At 47.2% G+C, this 1,534-nt stretch carries 1 protein-coding gene; it reads left to right on the forward strand.

Annotated features, from left to right (window positions below; genetic code table 11):
• The coding region (locus tag G608_RS0117730; protein ID WP_026497105.1) for a leucine-rich repeat protein at positions 1–1,534 on the forward strand (1,534 nt) is incomplete at both ends.

The following is a 1,534-nucleotide window of genomic DNA, read 5'->3' on the forward strand; positions in this document are numbered from 1 at the left end:
CCAGGCTTATAAGCATGACAGTGCCTGAGGGAGTTACCACCCTGCCGGATAGCGTATTCAGTAACAGTGCAATAGTTACGTTCATATTGCCCGAAACTCTTAAAAAGGTAGGTGCCAGTGCATTTGAGGGAAACAGTGCGATCAGACAGATGGTCCTTCCCGACAGTGTCACTTCCCTTGGCAACTATGCCTTTGCCGGTTGTACCGGAATGCAGCATATCTGGATAGGGGAGAAGGTAACGGAGTTTGGCTACATGCCATTCAAAAACTGCAGCACGGAAGTACTGACCATCCATGGTGTTGCGGGAAGCGCAGCTGAAACCTTTGCAAAAGACAACGGATATCCTTTCTCTACAGAAAGGATAGAGACTGAGAACTGCCTGATCCACGGAAGAGTTGTGGATTCAGAGGGCAAGGGCGTCGCAGGGATAACAGTAAGCGTCTTTGATGTGACTGAAAACAAGGTCATCCTGACAGATGAGACAGATGAAAGCGGTGAGTGGAGCTTTGGTACCGCAACAGGCGGACACAGCTACAGGATCGGCTATGCATCGTCAGGCTATACGCTTAATCCAAGAACTCAGAGCTGCGTTGCACAGCAGGATACACCGCTTGAGGATGTGGTCGCTACCCTGAAGAATCAGGAAGAGACGGATGCATCGTATTTTGAATATACAAAGACCACAGGAAATAACATAAAGATAACAAAATACACAGGAAGCCTTGAGACAGTTGTGATACCTGAGGAGATTGACGGAAACACAGTACAGGAGATCGGAAAAGAGGTATTCAAAGGAAAGGAAGAACTGAAGAAGGTTGTCCTTCCGGACGGACTTGTGACACTGGGGAGCGGAGTCTTCATGGGCTGTAAGAATCTGGAGGAGGTAACCTTCGGATCATCGCTTGCTACGATAGATGCATCTGCCTTTGAAGGGTGCGTTGCCATAACAGAGCTTGTTATAAATGAAGGTCTTACATCAATCGGAAACTACGCATTCAGCGGCTGTAGCGGCCTTGTCAGCGTCGAACTTCCGGACAGCCTTGGCAGTATCGGATACCACGCATTTGAAAAATGCGGAGAGCTTACCACAGTGAACTATCCGATAGGGCTAAAATCATGCGATGAGGGAGTATTTAATAAGGACAGCAAGCTGACAAAGATAGTTGTTCCTGAGGGAACAAAGAAGCTTGCGAAGAATGTATTTTCCGATTGCAACATAAGTGAAGTGACACTGCCGGAGAGCCTTCTTGAGATAGGAGATGCGGCATTTAGCAAGAACAAGGCAATCATCGGGCTGGAGCTTCCGGATTCACTGGAGCTTGTAGGTGGCTCTGCATTTGCCGGGGCAACATCCCTTAAGAGTGTAAGTTTTGGATCAAACTTAACAACAATAGAAAACTTTGCCTTTGAAGGTGCAACATCCCTTACTACTCTCACCTTCAGTGAAGGACTTGAGACCATAGGATACGGTGTATTCAAGGAATGTACGGCTCTTATAAAGGTTACCCTTCCTGACAGTGTAAAGAGTATAGA

Source organism: Butyrivibrio sp. WCD3002 (assembly GCF_000424265.1).
In the GTDB taxonomy this organism is placed as follows: Bacteria; Bacillota; Clostridia; order Lachnospirales; family Lachnospiraceae; genus Butyrivibrio.